This is a genomic window from Microbacterium meiriae (assembly GCF_025143875.1).
In the GTDB taxonomy this organism is placed as follows: Bacteria; Actinomycetota; Actinomycetes; order Actinomycetales; family Microbacteriaceae; genus Microbacterium; species Microbacterium meiriae.
Genome location: NZ_JAMBDU010000004.1, coordinates 1 through 24430 on the forward strand (window position 1 = coordinate 1; position 24430 = coordinate 24430).

Here is a 24430-nt window from a genome sequence, read left to right on the forward strand (position 1 = left end):
GGGGCGCCGCGGGGGGGGGGGGGGGGGGGGGGCCCCCCCCCCCCTTCTCGCTGTCCGCCCTCCGCCAGGCCCGAGCACGACTGCGGAGCGCGACCGCGACACCCTGGGAGAGGGGACGCCTCGGCGGCGTGTCGTTCCGCGTCTCCGAAGCTGTGCTCGGCACGCGAACCGGATCAGTTGTAGACGGAGACCTCGAGGCCGACGGGGGACCAGTCGTAGACGTACTTGGCGAGGTCGATCGGCAGGTTCACGCAGCCGTGGCTCATCCGGTTGCCGAAGTTGTTGTGCCAGTAGGTGCCGTGGAAGCCGATGTTCGGGGCGAACCACGTGATCCAGGGCACGTCCTCGGTGCAGTACGGCGCACCCTCGTAGCAGCCCATGTCCTGCATCGACGTGTGCGCGAAGACCTTGAAGTTGCCGGTCGGCGTCGGCGTACCGGGCAGGCCCGTCGAGACCGCCCAGGACTGCACGACCTTGTCGTTCTCGAAGAGGTAGGCGCGCTGCGTGCTGAGGTTGATCTCCGCACGGCGGAACAGGTTCGTCGTCTCGAACGGCGTCTCGGTCACGGAGAGCGCGAAGGTGCCGTCGCCCGCGGCGAGCTGCGTCGCGAAGTCGTCGGCGATGCCGTCGGTGTCTCCCAGGGCGCGTCCGGTGGCGCCCTCCTTCTCGGCGCGCAGCACATTCCCCGCGGAGTCGACGATGTTGATCGCGTTCACGGGCGCGCGGTCCACGGTGGCGGGCAGCGTGTCGACGGTGGTCTGGATCGCCGCCGGATCCGCCTCGATGCGGAGCTGGCCGTCTTCGTCGACCACGGTCAGCCAGGACGCGGCGACCGCGGGGGAGACCGGGACGGTGCGCTCCTTGCCGACGTAGAAGCCGATGGTGGACAGCATGGTGTTGAGGGTGGTGGCGGTCGCCGTCGCGTCGTCGTCGGACACGGCGGGCAGGGCTTCGACAGGGCCGCCCGGGTACTCGAAGGTCGTGCGTCCGTCGCCGACAGCCTCGACGAAGGCAGCGTTCAGATCGGCCACGTCGACACCGGTGCCGGGAACGGACGGAGTGACGGTGTAGGTGCCCTTCGCGGCGTCGAAGACCACGGCGGCGTCGACCGGGTCGACGAAGCTCCCGGGGACGGCCGCCCGGAGCGCGGCGGATGCGGTCTCCTGGTCGAGGACGATGTCCGCGGGCACGGGGTCGCCCATCCAGGCGCCGAGATTCCACATCGGATGCGCCGAGAACGCGGCATCGGCGAGGGCCGTGGCGTCGGCGGTCGCCCCCAGGTCGGCGCCGGTGAGCACGGCGTCGTCGCCGTCGCCCGTGAGGGTGACCTCGGTCTGGGCGAGGTGCGAGCTGATCGTCTCGGCGGCGGCACCGGGAGTCATCCAGCCCACCGGGATGCCCGCGACGGTGGTGCCGGGGGCGATGAGGATCATCGAGGCGGCGCCGGCGCCGAGCGCGACCACGCCGAGGCCGAGACCGATCCACAGGCCGAGGCGGCGCTTCTTCGGGGCCGGCTCGACGGGAGCCCAGGCCAGGGGCTGCTCGCCGGTCTGCGGCGGGACCGTGTCGGTCGCCGCCTCCGGCGTCAGGACGCTCGTCGGGGTCGCATCGTCGGGCTGTGCCCCCGTCGCAGTGCCCGGCGTGGAAATCAGATCGGTCACGAACTACACCCCCCGCAGTCTCGACGTGTCCTGTCGTCCATGGTACGGGATGGCTGGTAACGGGGAGGCAACGGTCCTGATAAGGTGCCTCCCCGTTCGCCAGGGGTGTCGGGGGTCAGTCGATGACGGCGAGCCCGTCGATCTCGACGAGCATCTCCTCGCGGGGAAGACCGGTGAAGACGGTGGTGCGCGAGGGCAGCACGCCGCTGGTCGTGTGGGCCTCGACGAACGCGCCGTAGGCCTCGTTCATGATCGGGAAGTCCTCGCGCGTGGTGAGGTACACGCGCAGCATCACGACATCGTCGAACGTGGCGCCGGAGGCCTCCACGATGGCCTTGACGTTCTCGAGCGTGCGGGTGGTCTGCGCCGCGACGTCGCCCGGGTACAGGTACTCGTTGGTCTGCGGGTCGACGGGGCCCTGGCCGGAGACCTGGACGATCGGGCCCTTGCGGACGCCCTGGGAGAACGTGTGCGCGGGAGCGGGGGCGGCGTCGGTGGAAACTCGTGTCTTCGCGGTCATGCCGCCAGCCTAGTAGCCTTGTTAGATGCCTCTACAAATTCCGGATCCCGTCCTCGGCGCCTGGGCGAAGGGGTTCCCGGCGCACGCCGCGGGGCTGCGTCTGTCGGAGGTCGCCGGTGCGGGGCTGCGCCTCTCGGACCTCGGCACGCCGGTGCTCACGGTGCATGCCGACGCGATCGCGCACAACGAGGACACGGTGTTCGGCTGGGCCGCGCGCGAGGGCGTCCGCCTCGCCCCGCACGGCAAGACCACCATGGCGCCCGCGCTGTGGCAGCGCTTGCTGGACGCCGGGGCCTGGGGGATCTCCGTGGCGACGCCGTGGCAGGCCCGCGTCGCCGTCGACGCCGGTGTCCCGACGGTGCTCATCGCCAACGGGGTGACCGACGGTGCTGCGGCCCGTGAGCTCGGGGCGCTGCTCGCGGCCGACGAAGGCCTGCGGATCCTGTGCGGGGCGGACTCCCTCGCCGGCGTGGCGATCCTCGCCGACGCCCTCGCGGACGCCCCGCGTCCGCTGGACGTGCTCGTGGAGCTCGGCGGTGCGCAGGGGCGCACGGGTGCGCGGACCGTGGCGGAGGGCGAGCGCATCGCCGCGGCGATCATGGCCGCCCCCGGTCTCCGCCTCGCCGGAGTGACGGGCTACGAAGGGCCCTTCGGCCCCGATCGCTCCGCGGCGTCAGTCGCCGCGGTGGACGGTTTCCTGGCCACCCTCGTCGAGCTGCATCGCCGACTGGAGTACCCCGACGGTGTCCGCCCCGTGCTCAGCGCGGGCGGCAGCTCCTTCCCCGATCGCGCCGCCGCGGTCCTCGGCGCCGCGGGAGCGGACGCCGAGGTCGTGCTGCGCTCCGGTGCCTTCCAGATCCACGACGACGGCTTCTACTCCCGCATGTCGCCGTTCGGTCCGCTCACGCACACCGCCCCGCTGCGCTCCGCGATGCACGCGTGGTCGCGGGTGGTCTCGCAGCCCGAACCCGGCCTCGCCCTGCTCGACGCCGGGCGGCGGGACGTGCCGTTCGACATCGACCTCCCGGCGCCGCAGTCGGTCGCCGGCACCGTGACGGCCCTGAACGACCAGCACGCCTTCCTCCGACCCGCCGACGGGGCGACCGTCGCGGTCGGCGAGGTCGTACCCCTCGGCCTCTCGCACCCGTGCACCGCGTTCGACAAGTGGCGCGTCGTCGCCGTGATCGACGACCCCGACGCCGCGGACCCGCGGGTGATCGGGGCGGTGGCGACATGCTTCTGAGCGCGGAGAAGGCGGCGGCGGGCCTCGTACGCGTCTACCGGCGGGCGACCGTCGTCGACGGCACCGGCGCCCCGCGCTTCGTCGCGGACGTCGCGGTGGAGGGGGCCAGGGTCGTCGCCGTCATCCGCGACGGCGACGGGACGACGCTGGAGCTGCCGGACGACGCGGTCGAGGTCGACGCGTCCGGCCTCGTCCTGGCGCCTGGTTTCATCGACATGCACGCGCACAGCGACCTCGCGGTGCTCCAGGGCGCCGCGCACGACGCCAAGATCCGTCAGGGGGTCACGACAGAGGTGCTCGGCCAGGACGGCCTGGGCTACGCGCCGCTGGACGAGGCGACCGCCGCCGTCATCCCCGCCCAGATCGCGGGCTGGAACGGGCGGCCGGCGGAGGTCCCGTGGCGGTCGATGGACGATTTCCTGGAGGCGATCGACGTCGCCGCGGTGGCCAACGCCGCGGTGCTGGTGCCGCAGGGCAACCTCCGGATGATGGTGGTCGGGCACGATGACCGTCGGGCGACCCCCGCCGAGATCGTGGCGATGGCCGACCTCCTCGGCCAGGCCCTGGATGCCGGGGCCTTCGGCATGTCGAGCGGCCTGACCTACACCCCGGGGATGTACGCCGACGTCGCCGAGCTGGAGGCGCTCTGCCGAGTGGTCGCGGAGCGCGGCGGCTACTGGGCGCCGCACACCCGCAGCTACGGGCGGGCGGCGCTGGATGCGTATCGCGAGGCGATCGAGATCGGCCGCCGTACCGGGTGTCCCGTCCATCTCACGCACGCGACCATGAACTTCGTGCCGAACCGCGGGCGTGCCGCGGAGCTGCTGGCGCTCGTCGACGAGGCGACGGCCGACGGCGTCGACGTGACGCTGGACACCTACCCGTACCTCCCGGGGGCGACCACTCTCGCGGCGCTCCTGCCGAGCAGGCTGGCGGCGACCGGCGACCTGCTGGGCGTCCTGGCCGGCCTGGATGCGGAGGGACGCGAGGCCGTCCGCGTCGAGCTGGAGGAGATCGGCTGCGACGGGTTCCACGGCGAGGTGGCGGACTGGTCGGTGATCCAGATCTCGGGGACAGGCACCCCCGCTCTGGCCGGCCTCGTCGGCCGCACGATCGCCGCCATCGCGGCGGAGACCGGGCAGCGCGCCGTGGACGTCGTGATCGACACGATCCTCGCCGATGCGGGCGCCACCGGCGTGCTCATGCACATCGGCGACGAGGACAACGTCCGCGCCATCATGCGGCACCCGCGGCACTCCGGAGGCAGCGACGGCATCCTCATCGGTGCCCGGCCGCACCCGCGCGGCCGCGGCACATTCCCTCGCTACCTCGGTCACTACGTCAGGGACCTGGGGGTGCTGAGCCTCGAGGAGGCCGTCCGCCATCTCTCCGGCAACCCGGCCGCCCGCCTGGGCCTCGACCGCGGTGACGCGCCGCGCGGTGTGCTCCGCGAGGGCGCCACCGCCGACCTGGTGCTGTTCGACCCGGAGACGATCGCGGCGGGAGCCACGTTCGACCACCCGCACGGTGCGCCGCAGGGTGTGCGCGAGGTTCTCGTCGGCGGTGTGCCGGTCGTCATCGACGGCGACCCCACCGGTGCGGTCGCCGGCCGCGCGCTGCGGATGCCCCCCTCGGCGCCGCGCGCGACGGTGCCGCACGTCGTCGCAGAGATCGACTCCCTGGCTCCGGGCTTCCGATGGACACCGTCGACGCCGATCGAGGCGGCACCGGAGCTGGCCGCGGCCGTCGCACGACTCGGCGGCGGGGGAGCGGACGACACGCTGCCCGCCATCCGCCTCGTGATCGATTCGGAGCTGGGCGCCGCGGCATCCGCGGCAGGGCGCCATGGCCCGGAGGCCTTCCGCGTGACCGTGACGGCCTCGGGGATCGAGATCGCGGGGGCGACGCCGGAGGGGGTCTTCCGCGGCGCGACCACGCTCCGTCAGCTCCGCGACCCGGACCACGACCCCGCTCTCCCCGCGACGATCCCGGCAGGGCGCTGGGAGGGCTCTCCCGCCTACGCCTGGCGTGGAGCGATGCTCGACGTGGCGCGCCACTTCCGCCCCGTGGAGGACGTGCGTCGCCTCATCGACCTGCTGGCCGATCACCACCTCAGCATCCTGCACCTGCACCTGACGGACGATCAGGGCTGGCGGTTCGAGGTGCCGGGATATCCGCGCCTGACCGAGGTCGGTGCGCGGCGCGAGGCCACGCAACGCGGCCACGGCCCTGAGGCCACGGTCGAGCCCGGCGTGCACGAGGGCTTCTACACGACCGCCGAGCTGCGCGACCTCGTGCGGTATGCGGAGGAGCGCTTCGTCACTCTCGTGCCAGAGGTGGAGCTGCCGGGACACATCCAGGCCGCGCTCGCCGCGTACCCGGAGCTGGGCAACCTCGACGTCGGGACGCCGCCCACCGGGCCGTGGGAGCGTTTCGGCGTGAACGCGCGCACCCTCGCGCCGAGCGAGGAGGCGCTGGCCTTCGGCCGTGCCGCCATCGATGCGCTGTGCGACGTGTTCCCGTCCGCGTGGATCGGGATCGGCGGCGACGAGGTGCCGGTGACCGAGTGGGCGGAGAGCGCGGCCGCCGCCGCGCGGATGCGGGAGCTCGGGCTGGCCACCGCGCACGACGTCCAGCCCTGGTTCACGGCGCACTTCGTCGCGCACGTCCGCCGCAGGGGACGGACGGCACTCGCCTGGGACGAGGTGCTGGAGGGCGAGGTCCCGGAGGGCGTGCGCATCCTCGCCTGGCGCGGGCCGGTCGCCATGCGCGAGGCGCTGCGGCGGGGGATCCCCGTTGTCGGGTGCCCGGATCTCGAGGTGTACCTCGACTACCCGCAGTCCGAATCGACCGAGGAGCCCATCCGCGTCGGTCCGCCGCTCACCGTCGAACGGGCGTATTCCTTCCGCGTGGTCGACGGCGCGGTCGGCGGGCAGGCGAACATCTGGACGGAGCACCTGCCGAGCAGGGACCGGGTCGACTTCGCGATGTTCCCGCGCCTCGCCGCGATCGCGGAGCGGTTGTGGGACGGGGGAGAGCCCGCGCCCTTCGCGGACTTCGCCCGGCGGCTGCCCACGCATCTGCGGCGCCTCGCCGCAGGGGGCGTGCGGTATCGTCCGCTGGACGGGCCGTCGCCCGAGCAGCGGCGACCGGGGGTTCCCGGCAAACCCATGACCGTCGAGACCCGGGAGGGGATCGTCGCCGGGCTCGTCGAGCGGCTGCTCCGGATGGCGGCGGACGACGAACCACCGCGGTCGGCATGATGTCACGTTTCGGTAACCCTGCCCGCGGAATCGCGCGGAACAGTTGCACAAATCCTGTTCGTAAGGTCTACTAACAAACATGTCCGTTTCGGATGATCAGCGCCCCGCGGCGACGACAGACTTCGTCGCCGCGAACGCGCACGCCTTCGGCCCCGCGCGGCATCTCCGCTCGCGCACCAAGGTGCTCCCCGAGCACGCCCGCGGACACAACCGCGCGCTCGTGCTGCAGACGCTGTATCACTCGGGGGCGATGAGTCGCGCTGACCTCTCCCGCGAGACCGGCCTCACACGCGTCACGATCTCGGATCTGGTCGCGGAGTTCATCGCCGACGGCATCGTCGTCGAGATCGGCGTGCGCGAGGCCGTCGGCCCCGGCAAGCCGCCCATCCTCATCGACATCGATCGGGTGGGGCATCAGATCATCGGGCTCGACCTCTCCGGTCCGACCGCCTTCGAGGGTGCCGTCCTCAGCCTGGACGGCGACGTGCTGGAGCGGCGGCAGGTGCCGCGTCCGGAGACGCCGGACGGCGATGCCGCGTATGAGGCTCTCCGCGGCCTCGCGCAGACCCTCGTCGAGATCGCCACGCAGCCGGTGCTCGGCGTCGGCATCGGCACCCCGGGCGTCGTGCGCCCCGACGGCCTCGTCCTCAGCTCGCCCAACCTCGGCTGGACGGACTTCCCGCTGGAGGCGAAGCTCAGCGCCGACCTCGACCTGCCGGTGCTCGCACGGAACGACGCCAATGCCGCGGTCCTCGCCGAGTACACGTTCGGCGAGGCGGAGGCCGACTTCATGCTGATCAAGATCGGTCGAGGCGTGGGTGCTGGGCTGATCACCGGAAGCCAGCCGCTCCTCGGCAGCCGTTTCGCCGCCGGGGAGATCGGTCACGTCGTCGTCGGCACGGACGGCGGCCCTCGCTGCGCCTGCGGCAAGATCGGCTGCCTGGAGGCATGGCTGAGCGTGAGTCGCATGCAGGAGGCGCTCGACGCCGACCCGGCCGCGCGCGAGGAGATCCTCCGCGACTCCGGGACGCGCATGGCGATCGCGATCGCCCCGATCGTCGCCGCCCTGGACCTGTCCGAGGTCGTGCTCTCCGGGCCCGCCGAGCTGCTGGACGGCACGCTCATCGACGCGGCCGTCGAGACGCTGCACGCGCGGACGCTCGAGGGCGTCTTCGAGGACGTCATGGTGCGGCTCACCCGTCAGGACGACATCGTGCTCCGCGGTGCCGCCGTCATGGTCCTCTCCGGGCAGCTGGGGGTGTCGTGACATCCGCGACCATGATCGGGAACGGCATCCGATGATTGTCCCCGCCTCCGCCGACCGCGCCGGTCGGCCCCTTCGCGTGGGCCTGGACGTCGGCGGCACGAAGATCGACGCCGTCGCCGTCGATCCGGCAGGGACGATCCTCGCCCGCCTCCGCCGCCCGACCGGGTGGGGAGAGGACGCCGTCGTCGACAGCATCGTGTCGACCGTCGCCGCCCTTGCCGAGGAGAGCGGACTGCCGCTGTCCGCGGTCGGATCCGCCGGCATCGGCATCCCCGGCCTCGTCGATGCGGAGACCGGCCGCGTGCTGCACGCCGTGAATCTCGGGGTGGAGTCGCTCGACCTCGCGGCGCGCGCCGAGCAGGCGCTCGGCGTTCCCTTCCGGGTGGAGAACGATGTGAAGGCCGCCGCGCTCGGCGCCGCGGTCCTGAGCGACGTCGCCGGCTCCATGGCCTATCTGAACCTCGGCACCGGCGTCGCCGCCGGCATCGTGGTGGACGGCCGCATCTGGCGCGGCGCACGCGGGACCGCCGGCGAGGTCGGACACCTCTCCGTCGATCCCCGCGGCCGGCTGTGCGGGTGCGGGCAGCGCGGCTGCGTGGAGACCTTCTGCGGCGGTGGGGCGCTGGCCAAGGCGTGGGGACGTCCCGGTGCGCTGCCGGTCAAGGACATCGTCGAGGCGGCCGACGCGGGCGATCCGCACGCCCAGGCCCTGCAGGCGGACCTCTTCTTCGGGGCCGCGGCGGCCGTGCGCGTGCTCGTGCTGTCGGCCGACGTCGAGACCGTGGTCATCGGCGGGGGACTCACCGCTCTCGGCGGCCGGCTGGCGGCGGGGGTCCGTGCCGCCCTGCACGCCGGTGCCGAGGCGTCACCGTTCCTGAAGTCCCTGCGGCTGGATGAGAGAATCGAACTGCTCCCCGCGGGTTCCCCCGCCGCCGCTTTCGGCGCCGCTCTGGTGGGCGCATCCATTTCTGAGAAGGAGATCGTTCCGCATGGCTGAGGTCGTCATCGTCGAGAATGCCGAGGCCGCCGGCGCCCTGGTCGCCACCGAGATCGTCGAGCTCATCGACAGCCGTCGGGACGCCGTCCTGGGGCTCGCGACCGGATCGACGCCGCTGCCGGTCTATCAGGCTCTCCGCAGCCGCCTCGCGGGACGCGACGTGTCGCAGGTGCGCGGCTTCGCGCTCGACGAGTACGTCGGCATCGACCCGTCCCACCCGGAGAGCTACCGCTCCGTGATCACCCGTGAGGTGGTGGAGCCGCTCGGCCTCGACCCGGAGCGCATCCACGTGCCGAACGGCGCGCAGGCCACCATCCAGCACGCCGGTGAGGACTACGACGCGGCCATCGCGGCGGCCGGCGGCGTCGACCTGCAGATCCTCGGCATCGGCACGGACGGCCACATCGGGTTCAACGAGCCCGGGTCCTCTTTCGCGTCCCGGACGCGGGTGAAGACCCTCACCGAGCAGACGCGCGAGGACAACGCCCGTTTCTTCGACTCCATCGACGACGTGCCGATGCATTGCATCACCCAGGGCCTCGGCACCATCCTCGAGGCCCGCCACCTCGTGCTGCTGGCATTCGGCGCCGGCAAGGCGGAGGCGGTGGCCGGCGCGGTCGAGGGGCCGCTCACGGCGCTGCTGCCCGGATCGGCCATCCAGTTGCACCCGCACGCCACCGTCGTCGTCGACGAAGCCGCCGCGTCGAAGCTGCAGCTCGCGGACTATTACCGATACACGTTCGCGAACAAGCCCTCCTGGCAGGGCATCTGACCCGGACGGGCTAGCGCGCTGCGGCGGGCCAGGCGAGCGGCAGCAGGTGCTCGACGCTCAGCGGGGCCAGCGGAAGCGTCGCGACGTCCGCCGGGGTGATCCAGCGCAGTTCGGCGAGCTCGGCCTGCACCCGGACCCCGTCGGGATCGATCGAGGCCGAGAACGCGTCGGCCACGACGCGGTGCCCCGGCTCGTTGGCGGCCGCCGACACGAAGCGCCCCAGCGGCCGGAGGTCGGTCTCCGCGAGCTCGAGACCGAGCTCCTCGTGCAGCTCCCGGATGAGGGTCTCGGCGGGGGACTCGCCCGCTTCCGGCTTCCCTCCCGGCTGCATGAAGCGCGTCGTGCCGTGCTTGCGGACGACCAGGACGCGGCCCTCCGCATCGACGATCACGGCCGCGCTCACGTGGATGTCAGGCATCGGGGGAGAAGACCTTTCCGGGGTTGAGGATGCCGAGCGGATCGAACACGGCCGCGATGTCGCGCTGAAGGCGCCACTGGTCCTCGCCGAGTTCGTCGGCCAGCCATCGTCTCTTGAGGACGCCGATGCCGTGCTCCCCGGTGAGGGTTCCGCCCAGCCGGATCGCGGCGCGGAAGAGCTCATCGGCCGCCTCCCACACCCGGGCCGGGGTCTCCGGGCCCTCGAAGATGAAGTTCGGATGCAGATTGCCGTCGCCCGCGTGTGCGACCGTCGGGATCACCATGTCGAACTCCCGCTCGATCCGTGCGATCTCGTCGAACATCGCCGGCATGGCGCTCCGCGGCACGGAGACGTCCTCGATGAGGGTGGTCCCGAGCGACGCCATCGCGGCGTGCATGGATCGCCGGACCGCGAGCAGCCGATCGCCCTCGACGGGGTCGTGCGAGACCACGGGGACGCCCTCGTGGGCGCTCAGGATCGCGGCGATGGCCTCCGCCTCCGCGCGGGCGGCGGGGCCGTCGGTCTGGATCGTCAGCTGCGCGGCCCCCGGCGTCGGTGCCGGGAGCCCGAGGAGGGCATGGACGGCGGTGAGACTGGCGGCATCCATGAGCTCCATGATCGCCGGCTGGATTCCCGCAGCGGTCACGGCGGCAGAACCCGCGGCCGCGGCTCGCACGCCGGGGAAGGTCGCGGTCACCGTGCAGGTCTCGCCCGGCACCAGTCTGCGCAGCTTGAGCGTCGCCCCGACGACGACGCCGAGCGTTCCCTCCGATCCCACCACGAGAGCGGTGAGGTCGAGCCCGGTCACGCCCTTCACGCTGCGGTGGCCGAGGTGCAGCAGGCGACCGTCCGCGAGGACGAGGTCGACGCCGAGGACCGCATCCCGCACGACACCGTACTTCGCGCAGAGGAGTCCGCCGGCTCCGGTCGCGATGTTGCCACCCACCGTCGAGATGTCGCGGCTGGCGGGGTCAGGGGCCCACCAGAGGCCGTGCGCGGCCAGGTGCGCGTTGAGGTCGGCGTTGAGGATCCCGGGTTCGACCACGGCGAGGAGGTCGTCCGGTCGCACCTCGAGGACGGCGTCCATCCGGCGGAGGGAGAGGACGATCTCGCCGTCACCCGCATTCGCGGCGCCGGCGAGGCCCGTCCCGGCGCCGCGCACGACGACGGGAGTGCGCGTGGCGGTGGCGATCCGCATCGTCTGCTGCACGTCGTCCACGCTCTCGGCATGGACGACGGCCAGCGGGAGGCCCACCGCGGCATGACCGGAACGGTCGGACCTGGCGTCCTGCCTCGTCTGCTCGCTGACGTCCACGCGCGCCCCGAGGGCGTCGCGGAGCAGCGAGACGACGCTCACGACCGTGCGCTCATGCCAGGGCGCGGCGTCCGCTGAGGACGCCCGCGACGACGGCGACCAGGGCGAAGGCGGTGCCGATCAGGGCCTGGCCCATGGACCACCAGGCGATGGTCACGCCCACGTAGATGAACAGTTCGACGACCGCCCGGAGGAAGGGGTGCACGCGAAGAACCGGCCGCGGCGAGAGGAAGAGCGCCCACAGCAGCAGGGTGACCACGGGGGCGCCGACGCCGATGACGATGCTCCACGGCAGGTCCCAGCTGGCGAACCCCCACAGGGCGAGCGAGGCGATCGCCACGATGAGGACGACGACGCGCACGATGTCGAGGGCCGTGATGGCCGGACGGTCGACGCCGGCGACGGGGGCGGAATCCGGGGTCATGCGTCCAGTCTATTCCGCGACCGGAGCGTCCTCGGTCGGAGCCGGGGCCTCCGTGGCCGGGGCCTCCTCGGCCGGTGCAGCTTCGGCGGCCGGCGCAGTTTCGGGGGCCGGCGCGGGCTCCGCCGGCGCGGGCTCCACGGGTGCGGGAGCTGCCTCGACCTCGTCGGCGGGTGTCGCGGTGTCCTCAGAGGCGGCGGGCGCCGGGGCCTCGACCGGAGCGGTCACCGGCTCGGCCTCGTCGATGACGACCGCCGTCTGCTCGACGGGCGCAGCCGCCGCAGCGCGCTCATCGGCCGCCGCGTCCTGGGGCTGCAAGGCGTAGAGCGTGGTGACGGCCGACGGGGCGTCCGCGCCGGAGGGGAGGACGTAGCGGAAGGTCACGGGCACGAGACTGGCGAACAGGAACTGGTCCAGCGAGGCGCGGAGTTCGAGGGCGCCGGTGCCGTCCTCGCCGAGGACGACGCTGCCGGCGTCTGCGGTGCCGAGGAGAGCCTGCACGATCGTGCCCGGAGCTCCGGCGATCGGCACGAGGTAGTACCAGTGCAGGTCTTCGCCAAGCCAGTAGTCGGCGGGGCTCCAGGTGGGCGGCTCCGTCGGGATCGTAGGATCCACGGGGTCCACGGGGTCGACCGGATCGACCGGGTCCACGGGGTCGACCGGCTCCACCGGATCGACCGGATCGACAGGGTCCACGGGATCGACGGGGTCCACGGGATCGATCGGGTCCACCGGAGCGACGGGCGGCTGCGTGGCCTCGGGAAGCGCCGCGGGGACATTCGGGACGGCGGGTGCCGTGTCGGGCCCAGCCTCCGAGGAGACGGGCGGCGCCGCCTCCTCCTCGGCAGGAGGTGCAGGCGTCTCGTCGTTCTCCGGCGTCTCGATCACCACGGGCTCGTCGAGGTTCAGCGAGGAGTCCGGGGCGATGTCGGTCGCGATCGACGACGGGTCGGTGTCCGAGGCGCTGGGCAGGGAGGTCGCCGGGTTCGCGCCCGCGAGTCCGGGGACGATGGCCGCTGCGGCGACCACTCCGGCCACCACGAGCGCTGCCGACCCGGCGCCGACGACGGCGCCCATGCCCGTGAAGACTCCGCCCGTGCTCGCGCCCGAGCCGGCGCCGCCGGCCGATCCCGCTCCTGAGCCGGCTGCGCCCGCGCCGGAGGTGGCCGCCGCGGCCTGGCCGATGCCGCCGTCACCGACGAACACCGCGCCCGGGATGGTGGACGACATCCCAGCCACGGCCAGGACCGGCGCACCGCCCTGCAGGGCGGCGAGGTACCCGGAGGCCCCGGTGGCGCCGAGGACGAGCGGGAGCAGGACGAGGGCGAGACGCTTGGAGACGTCCTTGGCCTCGGCGGCGACGATCATGCAGCGGGCACACTCGTCGAGGTGCAGCTCCAGGCGACGGTGGTCGCGGGTCGCGAGGTTGCCGCGCGAGTAGGCGCCGAGGTGCTCGATCGTCCACTGGCACTCGGAGCCGGGGCTCGCGCTCCGCAGGTGCGCCTGGATCCACGCCTCGCGGAGCCCCTCACGCGCACGGAACGCGAGCTGCGACACCGCGCCGGCCTTCATCCCGAGGAGCGGAGCCACCTCCTGCGGCTTCATCTGCTCGATCTCGGTGTACCAGAGCACTTCCTGCCACCGCGACGGGAGGCTGCGGAAGGCTTGCGCGGTGAGGCTGCGGTCGAGGGCCTCGTTCGTGGCGTGCTCGGTGCTGTCCGGATCGGCCACCGTGTCGAGCTCGTCGATCGCGGTCTCGCGACGTGCTCGTCCCCACGCCGCGGCGGTGTTGCGGATGCTGGTGAAGAGGTAGGCGCGGAACGAGCCGTTGGGGCCGCCGCCCTTGAGGATCGCCTGGTAGATGCGCGTGTAGGACTCCTGCACCAGATCGTCGGGATCGATCGACGAGGTCACCGATCGCGCGACGGCCATGCCGGACGGATAGTGCCGCCTCCAGAGTTCCCCGAACGCCCCCTTGTCGCCGGAGCGGACGCGGAGGATCAGGTCGGCATCGCCGATGGTCTCGTCTGGTGTGGTGTTCTCTCGGTGCACGGTCATCCATCTGGTCCCGGGGCACACAACCGTCCCCAGGAGGAGAGACGCGAGAAGGCGTCTTTCATTACGCGGTCAGTCCATTCTCTCGCGAAACAGGCGCGGTGGCCACCCCCGGGGAGGACTCGGAGCAGATGCTCGGGGACCCCTCCGCGCCCCGGCGGTGATGCCCGGCGAGAACTTTCTGAACTTTTTTCCGAGAACCGCGTAATGAACCGGGCCGGCCCTCGTCTCATCCCGTAGAGACAGCCGAAATGGACTCCACCGGGGGGCGGAGTTCCGGCGCTGGTGCGGGGGGTACTGCACCAGTGGGCGGGTCGGGATCCTCGGGGGAGGAGCTCCCGGCCCCGCCCGCTCGAACGGGAGGGAAAGGGCCGCCGATCTGGGGAGAACGGCGGCCCTCCACTCCCACCTCGCGAGAAGCGCGACGTCGATCTGGGGAATTCGGCGCCGCCATCTCGTCCGATCGACCGGAGACCGCAGCGCTGCGCGTCGCGCGGAGCGCTGTCTTCCTAGGCGGGCAGCGCCGGTCCTGTCCAGACCCGCGCGACGCGCAGCTCCGCGTCCAGCAGCACGGCATCGCCGAGCAGGCCGGGACGCAGTGCGCCGAGGTGGGCGTCGCGCCCGATCGCCCGCGCCGGCGTCTCGGTCAGCGCACGCACGACCTCCGGCAGATCGACGCCCGCTGCCACGGCCCGCTGCAGCGCGACGTCCTGGGTCAGGGTGGAGCCGGCGATCGAGCCGGTGTCGTCGGCGCGGGCCACGCCGTTCTCGACGGTCACCTTCACCGCACCGAGGTCGTATCTGCCGTCGGCGCTTCCTGCGGCCGCCATCGCATCGGTGATGAGCGCCACGCGGTGCGGGGCCGCGTCGAACACGAGCTTGACGACGTGGGGGTCGAGGTGGACGTCGTCGGCGATGGCCTCCAGGATCACCCGGTGGTCGGCGGCCGCGGCGAGCACCGGGCCGGGAGCGCGGTGGTGGATGCCGGGCATCGCGTTGAACGCGTGGGTCAGCAGCGAGGCGCCGGCCTCGAAGGCCGCGACGGCCATGGCGGCATCGGCGTCGGTGTGACCCACGGCGGCGGCGGCGCCGGCCGCGACGATCTGACGGACGGCGTCGATCCCGCCCGGGAGCTCCGGAGCGATGGTGACCTGGCGGACCGTGCCTTCTCCGGCCTCCAGCAGCCGGGCCACATCGGCCGCGACGGGGTGCCGGAGCAGCGTGGGCTCATGGGCCCCATGGTGACCGGGGTCGAGGAACGGGCCCTCGAGGTGCGAGCCGAGCACGTCCCCGTCGGTCCTGGTCAGGGCGGCGATCAGGGCGACGCTGCGGGCCAGGTCGTCGATCGTGCCGGTGACGAGCGAGATGACCGCCCTGGTGGTGCCGTGCTCGCGGTGCAGGTTCCGCCCCGTCCGGATCGCGTCCACCCCGTCGTCGTACGCGGCGCCCGCTCCACCGTGACCGTGGATGTCCACGAAGCCCGGCGTGAGCAGCGCGCCGGGGCCTGCCACCTCCGTCCCGTCCACCACCTCGGTCGCGGGCTCCCAGTCCGTGCCCGTGCCGCGCGCGACGACGACGCCGTCCTCGATGCGCACCCACGCGTCCTCGGCGATCTCCCCGCGATCGACGAGGCGGACGGAGTGGATGACGAGGGAACCGGTCGCGGAGGAGAGGGTCTTCAACGGGCGCTCCAGGGGATCTCGGGGGCGGGGTGGAAATCGACCCCCTCAGCCTTCCACAGCGGTGCGAGCGCACCGAGTCGGTCGCGGAAGGACTCCCACGTGCGGCCGACGCCCTCGCGCGGCGACCAGGCGATCTCGGCCTGCGCGGCGGCACGGGGGAACACGAGCTGCTCCACCTCGTCGAGCGTGCGGGTGGTCTCGGACCACAGCGGCGCCTCGATTCCCAGGATCGCCTCGTCGGGCACGTCGAGGACAGCGGTCGGCTCCCACTCGTAGGCGCGACGGACGTCGATGATCGCGGCCCAGGTGAGACCCAGCGGGAAGTCGGCGGTGTATTTCATGTCGAGGTAGGTCGCATCCGCCGCCGACATGATGAGGGCGCCGCCGCGCTCGACGAAGTGCGCGGCCTCCTCGGCGTGCGTTCCGGTCGGCGTCGTCATACCCCAGTACTGGCCGACCGTGCCGGAGGCGATGCCCGCAGCCGAGCCCATCTCGTGCCAGGCCACAGGGGTCTTGCCCTCCTCGACGACGATCGCCGTCGCGCGCTCCGCGAAGAGGTCGAAGTCGGCCTGTGGCGTGCCGAGGGACTCGTCGCCGCCGATGTGGATGTACGGCCCCGGGGTCATCTCGGCGAGCTCGCGGACGACGTCGCGGACGAATCGATACGTCTCCTCCTCGTGGATGCGCACGCTGGAGTGCCCGACGCCCCAGCCCAGATAGGGCTCTCCGGCCACCGGGAGCGGCTGGCCGAGCTGCTCGGACTGGGCCACCAGTGCGTCGTTCAGGACAGGGGCCTCGACCAGCTCGGGGTAGGCCACGCCGATCGCGTGGGTGTGCCCGGGGAGGTCGACCTCGGGGATCACGATCATGTGGCGTGCGGCCGCGTACGCCACGATCTCGCGGTAGCCGTCCTTGGTGTAGAAGCCACCGGGGGCGCCGTCGGCCGCGGTGGTGGCCGCCCGCTCGGTGAGCAGCGGCCAGGAGTCGATGTGCACGCGCCAGCCCTGGTCGTCCGTCAGGTGCAGGTGCAGGTGGTTGAACTTCAGCGCGGTGGTGCTGTCGATGAATCTCTTCACGTCGTCGACGCCGAAGAAATGCCGGGCCACGTCGAGCATGACGCCGCGGCGGGCGAAGCGCGGGGCGTCCGCGATGTCGGCACGGAGCAGCGCCCAGCCGGCGTCGTCCTCACGCAGCAGCTGCAGCAGCGTCTGGACCCCGTAGAAGAGCCCCGCCTCATCGGCGCCGATGAGGATGGCGCGGTCGCCGATCTCGAGCGTGTAGCCCTCCGGCGCGGAGGATGCCGGATCGACGAACAACTCGATCTCGGCGGGGCCGGAGTCCGCCGCGGTGAGGGTGAGGCCGGTGCGGCGTGCGACGGCGTCGATCAGCTGTCCGGCGGCGGGGGAGGAGCCGAGCACACGCGTCGTCGCGGACAGCGGCAGGCGTCCGTCGCGGGCCTTCGCGGACACCGGTGCAGGGACGAGGGGCAGATCAAGAGGTAGGACCATGAACAAAACCTAGCCGCCGGAACGCCGCAAGGGAACAGGGCGATCGAAACGATTCTGCAAGCGGCGGGCACGACGCCCGAAACGACCGCGTGCGCGGCGTCGCGCATCGGCTATGCTCGTAACCGTCGCGACTGGCGTCTGGGTGGACAACCACCGGGGAGCGACTGACCACGGAATTCGACCGCGCGCCTGGGCCGATAGGAACACCCTTTTCGAATCCGTCGTCAAAAGGAGCACGTCATGACCGACCGTTACTTCAACGCCCCGCTGTCCGAAGTCGACCCGGAGATCGCCGAGGTCCTCGATCGCGAGTTGAAGCGCCAGCAGACCTTCCTCGAGATGATCGCCTCGGAGAACTTCGTCCCCGTCTCGGTCCTGCAGTCGCAGGGCTCCGTGCTCACCAACAAGTACGCCGAGGGCTACCCCGGCCGTCGCTACTACGGCGGCTGCGAGGAGGTCGACGTCGCGGAGGAGCTCGCCATCTCCCGCGCCAAGAGCCTGTTCGGCGCCGAGTTCGCGAACGTCCAGCCGCACTCCGGTGCCTCGGCGAACGCCGCGGTCCTGCACGCGATCGCCCGCCCCGGCGACACCCTGCTCGGCCTCTCACTCGACCAGGGCGGCCACCTCACGCACGGCATGAAGATCAACTTCTCCGGCCGCCTGTACGACATCGTGGCCTACGGGGTCGACGCCGAGACCTCGACGATCGACATGGACGAGGTCCGCCGCCTCGCCATCGAGCACAAGCCCAAGGTCATCATCGCCGGGTGGTCCGCCTACCCGCGCACGATGGACTTCGCCGCGTTCCGCGCCATCGCCGACGAGGTGGGCGCGATCCTCTGGGTCGACATGGCGCACTTCGCCGGCCTCGTCGCCGCCGGCCTGCACCCCAACCCGGTGCCGCACGCGCACGTCGTGTCCTCCACCGTGCACAAGACCATCGGCGGCCCCCGCTCGGGCTTCATCCTCACCAACGACGCCGACCTCGCCAAGAAGATCAACACCGCGGTCTTCCCCGGTCAGCAGGGCGGTCCGCTCATGCACGTGATCGCGGCGAAGGCGACCGCCTTCAAGCTCGCCGGCACGCCGGAGTTCAAGGAGCGCCAGGAGCGCGTGCTGCGCGGGGCGAAGCTCATCGCCGAGCGCCTGTCGCAGCAGGACGTGAAGGACGCCGGCATCGCGGTGCGCTCGGGCGGGACGGACGTGCACCTCGTGCTCGTCGACCTCCGCGACGCCGAGATCGACGGCAAGCAGGCGGAGGACCTCCTGCACGACATCCACATCACCGTGAACCGCAACGCCGTGCCGAACGACCCGCGTCCGCCGATGGTGACCTCGGGCCTCCGCATCGGCACGCCCGCGCTCGCGACCCGCGGTTTCGGCGACGCCGAGTTCACGGAGGTGGCCGACATCATCGCCCTCGCGCTGCTCCCCGGTGCCGACATCGAGGCGCTCCGTGCCCGCGTGGACGCGCTCGCCGCGGCCTTCCCGCTCTACCCGGACCTGCAGCAGTGACCGCGGTCGTCCTCGACGGCAAGGCGGCGGCGGCCGACATCCGTGCCGAGCTGACGGAGCGGGTCGCGGCGCTGAAGGAGAAGGGCGTCACCCCCGGCATCGCCACGGTGCTGGTGGGGGCCGACCCCGCCTCGCAGCTCTACGTGGGCATGAAGCACCGGCAGTCCGAGGCGATCGGGATGAACTCGATCCAGCGCGAGCTGCCGGCCGACGCCACACAGGCCGACGTCGAGGCGCTGATCGACGAGCTCAACGCCGATCCCGCCTGCCACGGGTACATCGTGCAGCTGCCGCTGCCGAAGCACCTCGACACCGACGCGATCCTGGAGCGGATCGATCCGGCGAAGGACGCGGACGGGCTGCACCCGACCAACCTCGGACGCCTCGTCCTCAATGTCAACGCGCCGATCCACACGCCGCTGCCGTGCACCCCGCGCGGGGTCATCGAGCTGCTGCTGCGCAACGACTACGACCTCAAGGGCAAGCACGTCGTGGTCGTCGGTCGCGGTGTCACGATCGGGCGCTCGATCGGGCTGCTGCTGACCCGTCGCGACCTCAACGCCACGGTCACGCTGACGCACACCGGCACGGTCGACATGCCGCGCTACCTGCGGGAGGCCGACGTGATCGTCGCGGCCGCGGGGGTCAAGCACCTCATCCGCGCCGAGGACGTCAAGCCCGGCGCCGCGGTGCTGGACGTCGGCGTGACCCGGGAGACGGACCCGGGGACCGGGAAGAACGTCGTCTTCGGCGACGTCGCTCCCGAGGTCGCCGACGTCGCCGGGTACCTGTCGCCGAATCCGGGAGGGGTGGGGCCGATGACCGTCGCCCTGCTCATGACCAACGTCGTCGAGGCGGCCGAGCGGACGGTCTGACCTCCGCGCCGCGTCGCAGATTCACGCGAACGCCGCAGGGATCCCGGTGATCCCTGCGGCGTTCGTGCGTTTCTGCGGACTCAGACCTGGCCGTGCAGCGAACTCTGCACGCCGCTGATCCGGGCCTGCTCGTCGAAGCGGATCGTCGCGGTGCCCGAGGCATCCGTCACCGTGGCGCCGGAGAACGACTCGTCCGTCCAGGTGAGGGTCCACCCGGCGAGGCGGGCGAGGTCCCAGACGGCCGTGCGGGCGTCGGGTAGGGGCGTCTGCGCGAGGGTGCGGGGGAGGGCCACCACCGTGTCGGCGACCGTGAGCGGGGCCAGCGGCGCGTCGAGCAGGAACACCGCGCGGGTGCCGCCGTCGACGGGTGCCGAGTAGTACGGGGAGCGTCCGGTGAGCTCGACCGCGACGCCGCCGATCGTGTGCGCCGCGCGGGCGATCCAGTCCGCGTCGCCCGAGGCATCGGCGGGGAACGGGACCTCGGGGGTGGTGAGCTCGGCGATCCCGTGCTGCTCGCCGTAGGCGCGGAGCTGTGCCGCGACGCCCTGGGGGTCGCCCTGCGGGTGCGCCCACGCCCACAGCAGCGAGCGCGGACCGGGGGCGATCGTGGCGATGAGGTGCGCGCGGGTCACGAGCTGCCGGGTCGGGTCGGCGTTCGCGGTGAAGGTCAGGGTCCCCGCAGCGAGATCGGCGTCCCACCGGTGCTCGCCGAGTGCGTCGGCGGCCGCGGAGAGGGCGTCCTGGCGGAGCGCGGTGAAGAGAGCGGCACGGTCGGCGAGGGGCTGCAGCGGTGGGAAGGTCATGCTCACAGTCTCGCCGGGATTGCTATGAATCCGCCACTCCCGCGCGCTCCGTGACGGCCGCCGCGGGGCGCCCCATCCGCCACACCGCGGGGACGAGCAGCGTCACCAGGGCGATCGCGGCGTAGAGGACGGCGGAGGTGGTGAGCACGGTGGCCGGTTCCGCGTGCGTCACCAGCCAGCCGTACACGAGCGTGCCGATGGGCATCACGACGAAGCTGCCGAGCATGTCGTAGCTCGCGACCCGCGAGAGCTTCTCGCCGGGGATGTTCTCCATCATCGCGAGGTTCCAGCCGGTCGCGAAGACCTCGGCCCCGGCCCCGGCCACGAACGCGGCCATCGCGAGCAGCACCACGGCCGGGTGCACGCCGAGGAGGGTGAGCGGCAGGGCGAACACCGCCATCCCGATCATCCCGTAGCGCAGGGGGCGGCGGAGCGGGAACCACATCAGCAACAGGGTCATCACCAGGACCCCCGCGCCCTCCGCGCTCACGACCCACCCCCAGCCGGAGATGCCGAGGCGATCGTCGTTCTTCGCGATGTAGGGGCCGACGACGCCCCAGGCTCCGACGTGGATCGCGTTCATGATCATGAAGGCCAGCACGATCGTCCACAGCCAGGAGCGGCTCCAGAACTCGCGCCAGCCCACCCGGAGGTCGTGGAACATCGTGGTGCCGCCGGAGGCCGCAGGCGGCGGGAGCTTCACGAGGGCGAGGACCGGGATCGCGAGCAGCCAGCCGGCCGCCTGGACGACCATGGCCCACGCGGGTCCCGCGGTCGCGACCAGGACGCCCGCGATGACCGGCCCGCCGATCGTGACCGCCGAGCGGACGAACGACAGCATCGCGTTCGCCTGCTGGAGGTGCGCGGGAGTGGTCAGCTGCGGGATGATGCCCTGCATCGCCGGGAGCACGAACGCGGACGAGGCGCCGTTGATCGCGGACAGCACCGCGAGGAGCGGGACCGTAGCCGTGCCGGTGAACAGCAGAGCGGCCATCGCCCCGACCGACAGGATGTCCACGACGTAGCAGGACTGGATGATGAGGGCGCGGGGGAGGCGGTCGGCGACGACCCCTCCGAACAGGACGAACACGATGTTGCTGATCGTGAAGGCCGCGAGCACGATCGAGAGCGAGCGGGCGTCGTTGTCGATCTCGAGCACCGCGAACGCCAGGGCGATGGCCGACATCGAGCCGGTGACGAGCGTCAGGGCGCGCGCGAGGAAGAACCACCGGAAGTTGCGGTCCTGCATCGCCGCCAGTCTGTGCACCGGCTCATCCTTCCCGGCCGCTTCGAATCGCGCAAATGGCCCCATTCCGGCCGCGGATGGAGCCAGGTGCGCGACTCGAAGTCAGTAGCTGGGGCGGCCGGGGGCGTCGGAGCGGGGGAGGAAGCGGGCGGCGAGGGCCTCGGAGGCACGGGCGAGGAGGGCGACGTCGGCGCCGACGGCCACGAAGTCGGCACCCGCCGCGAGATATGCGTCGGCGGCGGAGGGGTCGAAGGCGTTCACGCCCACCGGCTTCCCGGCGGCGCGGACCGCGGCGAACACCGACTCGACGGCGGCGACCACGTCCGGATGCGTCTGCTGTCCGAGCAGGCCCATCGACGCGGACAGGTCGGAGGGGCCGACGAACACCGCGTCCACTCCGTCCACCGCGGCGATGTCGGCGGCGGCCTCGACCCCCGCGGCCGTCTCGATCTGCACCGTCAGCGACACGTGCTGCGCGGACTCCTGCAGGTACCGGTCGACGCGGTTCCAGCGAGCGCTGCGGGCCAGGGCGCTGCCGACCCCGCGGACGCCCTCGGGGGGATACCGCGTCGCGGCCACGGCGGCCCTGGCCTCGTCGGCGGACGACACCATCGGCACGATGAGGTTCTGCGCGCCGAGGTCGAGCACCTGCTTGATCGCGACCGCATCGTTGAAGGGCACCCGGACGAGCGGGGTGACCGGATAGGCCGCGACCGCCTGGAGCTGGGTCAGCACGGACTCGAGCGTGTTCGCCGAGTGCTCCATGTCGATGAGCAGCCAGTCCAGCCCGGACCCCGCGGCGACCTCGGCGAGCAGCGGGCTGCCGGAGCACACCCACATGCCGACGAAGGGGCGGTCGGACGCGGCGAGCTGCTCACGGAAGGACGGATCTAGACGAAGCGGCATGTGATAGTCCCCATCGGTCCGTAGTCGCACAGCACCTCGTCGCCGCGCGACACCCACATCGGGCGTGTGAACGATCCTGCCAGGATGATCTCGCCCGCCTCCAGACGCGCGCCGTGCTGATGGAACTTGTTCGCGAGCCAGGCGACTCCGGTGGCGGGGTGGCCGAGCACACCTGCGGCGACACCGGTCTCCTCGATCTCCCCGTTGCGGGAGAGCACGCCGGGGACCCACCGCAGGTCGATCTCGTCCGGGCGCTTGCGCACCGTCCCCAGCACCATCGCCCCGTAGGCGGCGTTGTCGCTGATGGTGTCGACGATCGTGCGGCCCTCGAGCTCGATGTGCGAGTTCAGCACCTCGAGGGCCGGCACGGCGTAGTCGATCGCGGCGAGGGCGTCGTCCAGCGTGCAGTCGGGGCCCTCCAGGGGCTCCTTGAGCACGAAGGCGAGCTCGACCTCGATGCGGACGTTGGAGAAGTGATCGGTGGGGATCTCCGCGCCGGACTCGTACACGGTGTCGTCGAACATGACGCCGTAGTCGGGTTCGGTGATCCCCGTCGCCTGCTGCATGGCCTTCGACGTCAGACCGATCTTGCGGCCCACGAGCCGACGTCCGGCCGCGACCTGCGAGTCCCGCCACACGCCCTGGATGGCGTACGAGTCCTCCACGGTCGCCTCGGGGTATCGCGCGGTGATGCGCGGGATCACCCCGTGGGTGCGGTCGGCCTCGGCGAGCTCCGCCGCGATCTGCGCGATCGTCTCCTCAGACAGCATCCGTGACCCCTAGAGCTGGTGGCCGAGCTTGTACTCGCCCTGCTTGTACTCGGGCATCGAGGTCTCGCCCTCGTCCGCGCGGGTGTAGGAGAAGCCGTCGGCGCCGATCGTCACGGCCATCTCGCTGGAGTCCGTGCGGGCGATCACCGGCTGCGGGTTGCCGTCGAGGTCGAGCACGAGCGAGGCGTCGGTGTACCAGGAGGGGACGACGGGGGTACCCCACCAGTCACGGCGCTGGTTGTCGTGCACGTCCCAGGTGACGACAGGGTTGTCGGGGTCACCGGTGTAGTAGTCCTGCGTGTAGATCTCCACGCGGTGGCCATCGGGGTCGCGCAGATAGAGGTAGAACGCGTTGGAGACGCCGTGCCGGCCGGGGCCGCGCTCGATGGCGTCGGAGCGGCGCAGCGCCCCGAGCTTGTCGCAGATCGCGAGGATGTTGTGCTTCTCGTGCGTGGCGAAGGCGACGTGGTGCATGCGCGGACCGTCGCCGCCCGTCGCCGCGGTGTCGTGCACGGTGGGCTTGCGGCGCATCCACGCGGCGTACACGGTGCCCTCGTCGTCCTGGATGTCCTCGGTCACGCGGAAACCGAGGTCCTGGTAGTGGCGCACCGCGCGCGGCACGTCAGGGGTGACCTGGTTGAAGTGGTCGAGGCGCACGAGCTCGCCGGGCGTGTGCAGGTCGTATCGCCAGGACAGGCGCTCCACGTGCTCGGTGGCGTAGAAGAACTCGTACGGGAAGCCGAGCGGGTCGACGACGCGCACCGAGTCGCCGATGCCCTTCACGAAGCCGTTCTCCTGCCGACGGACGTCGCAGCCGAGCTCCGTGTAGAACTCCACGGCACGGTCGAGGTCCTCCGCGGCGCGCACCCGGTACGAGAACGCGGCGACCGCGGCGATCGGCCCCTGACGCAGCACGAGGTTGTGGTGGATGAACTCCTCGGTCGAGCGCAGGTAGATCGCCTCGTCGTCCTCCTCGGTCACGTACAGGCCCAGGATGTCGACGTAGAACTGGCGCGAGGCGGCCAGGTCGGTCACGACGAGTTCCATGTACGCGCACCGCAGGATGTCCGGCGGGGTGCTCTTCGGCGTCGCGACGGGGTTGTCGCTCTGGATCGGTGCCTCCTGGCTCACGTAGTAGCCGGAGGAGGTGAGGGTCTTGGCGGTCTTATCGGTCATGTCAGCGTCCTTGCTTG

The 24430-nt window shown here is 72.0% G+C and carries 20 protein-coding genes and 1 riboswitch; of the genes, 7 read left to right on the forward strand and 13 right to left on the reverse strand.

Going from position 1 to position 24430, the window contains the following annotated elements; all coding sequences use genetic code 11:
• Nucleotides 1–173: 173 nt before the first annotated feature.
• Together M4D53_RS03445 and M4D53_RS03450 are read right to left on the reverse strand one after the other, a co-directional pair.
• On the reverse strand, nt 174–1661 hold the full coding sequence (locus M4D53_RS03445) for a L,D-transpeptidase family protein (protein WP_259951934.1): 1488 nt from the start codon (nt 1659–1661) through the stop codon (nt 174–176).
• A gap of 115 nt (nt 1662–1776) precedes the next feature.
• A complete protein-coding gene (locus tag M4D53_RS03450; protein ID WP_187663468.1) occupies nt 1777–2181 on the reverse strand; it encodes a RidA family protein in 405 nt (134 codons plus the stop codon).
• A gap of 25 nt (nt 2182–2206) precedes the next feature.
• Between M4D53_RS03450 and M4D53_RS03455 the strand changes: the two genes are divergently transcribed.
• From M4D53_RS03455 to nagB, 5 genes are all read left to right on the forward strand, one after another.
• Nucleotides 2207–3424 (forward strand): type III PLP-dependent enzyme domain-containing protein, encoded by a 1218-nt coding sequence (locus M4D53_RS03455; protein ID WP_259951936.1) that lies wholly within the window; start codon nt 2207–2209, stop codon nt 3422–3424.
• Nucleotides 3415–6687, forward strand: a complete 3273-nt coding sequence (locus M4D53_RS03460) for a family 20 glycosylhydrolase (RefSeq protein ID WP_259951938.1) — start codon at nt 3415–3417, stop codon at nt 6685–6687. The genes M4D53_RS03455 and M4D53_RS03460 overlap by 10 nt, the downstream gene beginning before the upstream one ends.
• A 79-nt stretch (nt 6688–6766) precedes the next feature.
• Complete coding sequence (locus M4D53_RS03465) at nt 6767–7954, forward strand: ROK family transcriptional regulator (RefSeq protein ID WP_259951940.1); 1188 nt, start codon at nt 6767–6769, stop codon at nt 7952–7954.
• Nucleotides 7955–7985: 31 nt separating this feature from the next.
• The gene (locus M4D53_RS03470; protein ID WP_259951942.1) at nt 7986–8951 is read left to right on the forward strand and encodes an ROK family protein; all 966 of its coding nucleotides are present in this window, start codon (nt 7986–7988) and stop codon (nt 8949–8951) included.
• Nucleotides 8944–9723, forward strand: coding sequence for a glucosamine-6-phosphate deaminase (gene nagB / locus M4D53_RS03475; RefSeq protein ID WP_187663473.1), 780 nt, complete (start codon nt 8944–8946; stop codon nt 9721–9723). The genes M4D53_RS03470 and nagB overlap by 8 nt, the downstream gene beginning before the upstream one ends.
• 10 nt (nt 9724–9733) lie before the next feature.
• Here the strand turns inward: nagB and M4D53_RS03480 are convergent, their stop codons facing one another.
• The 6 genes from M4D53_RS03480 to M4D53_RS03510 form a co-directional block, all read right to left on the reverse strand.
• Nucleotides 9734–10141, reverse strand: coding sequence for an NUDIX hydrolase (locus M4D53_RS03480; protein ID WP_187663474.1), 408 nt, complete (start codon nt 10139–10141; stop codon nt 9734–9736).
• A complete protein-coding gene (locus tag M4D53_RS03485; RefSeq protein ID WP_187663475.1) occupies nt 10134–11498 on the reverse strand; it encodes an FAD-binding oxidoreductase in 1365 nt (454 codons plus the stop codon). Before M4D53_RS03485 ends, M4D53_RS03480 begins: the two co-directional genes overlap by 8 nt.
• 10 nt (nt 11499–11508) lie before the next feature.
• Nucleotides 11509–11880 carry a YrdB family protein gene (locus tag M4D53_RS03490; protein ID WP_187663476.1) on the reverse strand — a complete coding sequence of 124 codons (372 nt, stop codon included), beginning with the start codon at nt 11878–11880 and terminating at the stop codon, nt 11509–11511.
• Between the two features lie 9 nt (nt 11881–11889).
• On the reverse strand, nt 11890–13935 hold the full coding sequence (locus M4D53_RS17495) for a sigma-70 family RNA polymerase sigma factor (RefSeq protein WP_311198678.1): 2046 nt from the start codon (nt 13933–13935) through the stop codon (nt 11890–11892).
• 506 nt (nt 13936–14441) lie between these two features.
• On the reverse strand, nt 14442–15614 hold the full coding sequence (locus tag M4D53_RS03505) for an N-acetylglucosamine-6-phosphate deacetylase (protein ID WP_259951954.1): 1173 nt from the start codon (nt 15612–15614) through the stop codon (nt 14442–14444).
• Entirely contained in the window at nt 15611–17122 is a 1512-nt protein-coding gene (locus M4D53_RS03510; protein WP_259951956.1) for a beta-N-acetylhexosaminidase, read from the reverse strand. Before M4D53_RS03510 ends, M4D53_RS03505 begins: the two co-directional genes overlap by 4 nt.
• A 117-nt stretch (nt 17123–17239) precedes the next feature.
• Nucleotides 17240–17324, forward strand: a riboswitch (ZMP/ZTP riboswitch).
• Between the two features lie 38 nt (nt 17325–17362).
• On the opposite strand from M4D53_RS03510, the gene glyA reads away from it, so the two are divergent.
• Both glyA and M4D53_RS03520 read left to right on the forward strand, forming a co-directional pair.
• Nucleotides 17363–18637, forward strand: a complete 1275-nt coding sequence (glyA, locus tag M4D53_RS03515) for a serine hydroxymethyltransferase (RefSeq protein WP_025103803.1) — start codon at nt 17363–17365, stop codon at nt 18635–18637.
• Entirely contained in the window at nt 18634–19512 is an 879-nt protein-coding gene (locus tag M4D53_RS03520; protein ID WP_259951964.1) for a bifunctional methylenetetrahydrofolate dehydrogenase/methenyltetrahydrofolate cyclohydrolase, read from the forward strand. Before glyA ends, M4D53_RS03520 begins: the two co-directional genes overlap by 4 nt.
• A gap of 80 nt (nt 19513–19592) precedes the next feature.
• Here the strand turns inward: M4D53_RS03520 and M4D53_RS03525 are convergent, their stop codons facing one another.
• The 5 genes from M4D53_RS03525 to hpaD form a co-directional block, all read right to left on the reverse strand.
• Complete coding sequence (locus tag M4D53_RS03525) at nt 19593–20315, reverse strand: DUF6882 domain-containing protein (RefSeq protein ID WP_259951966.1); 723 nt, start codon at nt 20313–20315, stop codon at nt 19593–19595.
• A 22-nt stretch (nt 20316–20337) separates the two neighbouring features.
• Nucleotides 20338–21582, reverse strand: a complete 1245-nt coding sequence (locus M4D53_RS03530) for an MFS transporter (protein ID WP_259951967.1) — start codon at nt 21580–21582, stop codon at nt 20338–20340.
• An 81-nt stretch (nt 21583–21663) separates the two neighbouring features.
• Entirely contained in the window at nt 21664–22467 is an 804-nt protein-coding gene (locus M4D53_RS03535) for an HpcH/HpaI aldolase family protein (RefSeq protein WP_259951968.1), read from the reverse strand.
• On the reverse strand, nt 22452–23237 hold the full coding sequence (locus tag M4D53_RS03540; protein ID WP_259951969.1) for a fumarylacetoacetate hydrolase family protein: 786 nt from the start codon (nt 23235–23237) through the stop codon (nt 22452–22454). Before M4D53_RS03540 ends, M4D53_RS03535 begins: the two co-directional genes overlap by 16 nt.
• Nucleotides 23238–23246: 9 nt before the next feature.
• Nucleotides 23247–24413, reverse strand: coding sequence for a 3,4-dihydroxyphenylacetate 2,3-dioxygenase (gene hpaD, locus M4D53_RS03545; RefSeq protein ID WP_259951970.1), 1167 nt, complete (start codon nt 24411–24413; stop codon nt 23247–23249).
• Nucleotides 24414–24430: the final 17 nt, after the last annotated feature.

Bases quoted from the DNA above. Each gene is read 5' to 3' on its own strand.
- M4D53_RS03450 (WP_187663468.1), bottom strand. From the start codon at position 2,181: ATGACCGCGAAGACACGAGTTTCCACCGACGCCGCCCCCGCTCCCGCG.
- M4D53_RS03455 (WP_259951936.1), top strand. From the start codon at position 2,207: ATGCCTCTACAAATTCCGGATCCCGTCCTCGGCGCCTGGGCGAAGGGG.
- M4D53_RS03460 (WP_259951938.1), top strand. From the start codon at position 3,415: ATGCTTCTGAGCGCGGAGAAGGCGGCGGCGGGCCTCGTACGCGTCTAC.
- M4D53_RS03465 (WP_259951940.1), top strand. From the start codon at position 6,767: ATGTCCGTTTCGGATGATCAGCGCCCCGCGGCGACGACAGACTTCGTC.
- M4D53_RS03470 (WP_259951942.1), top strand. From the start codon at position 7,986: ATGATTGTCCCCGCCTCCGCCGACCGCGCCGGTCGGCCCCTTCGCGTG.
- nagB (WP_187663473.1), top strand. From the start codon at position 8,944: ATGGCTGAGGTCGTCATCGTCGAGAATGCCGAGGCCGCCGGCGCCCTG.
- M4D53_RS03480 (WP_187663474.1), bottom strand. From the start codon at position 10,141: ATGCCTGACATCCACGTGAGCGCGGCCGTGATCGTCGATGCGGAGGGC.
- M4D53_RS03490 (WP_187663476.1), bottom strand. From the start codon at position 11,880: ATGACCCCGGATTCCGCCCCCGTCGCCGGCGTCGACCGTCCGGCCATC.
- M4D53_RS17495 (WP_311198678.1), bottom strand. From the start codon at position 13,935: ATGACCGTGCACCGAGAGAACACCACACCAGACGAGACCATCGGCGAT.
- M4D53_RS03510 (WP_259951956.1), bottom strand. From the start codon at position 17,122: ATGGTCCTACCTCTTGATCTGCCCCTCGTCCCTGCACCGGTGTCCGCG.
- glyA (WP_025103803.1), top strand. From the start codon at position 17,363: ATGACCGACCGTTACTTCAACGCCCCGCTGTCCGAAGTCGACCCGGAG.
- M4D53_RS03525 (WP_259951966.1), bottom strand. From the start codon at position 20,315: ATGACCTTCCCACCGCTGCAGCCCCTCGCCGACCGTGCCGCTCTCTTC.
- M4D53_RS03535 (WP_259951968.1), bottom strand. From the start codon at position 22,467: ATGCCGCTTCGTCTAGATCCGTCCTTCCGTGAGCAGCTCGCCGCGTCC.
- M4D53_RS03540 (WP_259951969.1), bottom strand. From the start codon at position 23,237: ATGCTGTCTGAGGAGACGATCGCGCAGATCGCGGCGGAGCTCGCCGAG.
- hpaD (WP_259951970.1), bottom strand. From the start codon at position 24,413: ATGACCGATAAGACCGCCAAGACCCTCACCTCCTCCGGCTACTACGTG.